Origin of the sequence: Psychrobacter proteolyticus (genome assembly GCF_038155145.1) — a bacterium.
Taxonomy (GTDB): domain Bacteria; phylum Pseudomonadota; class Gammaproteobacteria; order Pseudomonadales; family Moraxellaceae; genus Psychrobacter; species Psychrobacter proteolyticus_B.
In genome coordinates this window covers 1-214 of the sequence record NZ_JBAKAY010000187.1, presented here as the reverse complement: position 1 = coordinate 214, position 214 = coordinate 1, and the positions used below count along the sequence as shown (strand labels likewise).

Genomic DNA, 214 nt, shown 5'->3' with positions numbered 1-214 from the left:
AGGTTTCATCGCCTTTGTCACAATCTGGCGCTGGTTGCCGCTAGATAACTGGTGGGTGCGCGCTGATGAGTTTCCACGTATTCAAATAATGGTGCTTGGTATTATAGCTTGGGTCGGCATGAAAGTGTTTTTCTCAGAGTGGGAATTAGCGCAGTGGATATTGATTGTTGTACTGAGCGGTACGTTAGCATTTCAGCTGAGAATGCTACTGCCA

The 214-nt window shown here is 46.7% G+C and carries 1 pseudogene; it reads left to right on the top strand.

Annotation, left to right across the window (positions count from 1 at the left end):
* A pseudogene (locus V6252_RS13455) lies at window positions 1-214 on the top strand (endonuclease/exonuclease/phosphatase family protein); the annotation flags it as partial.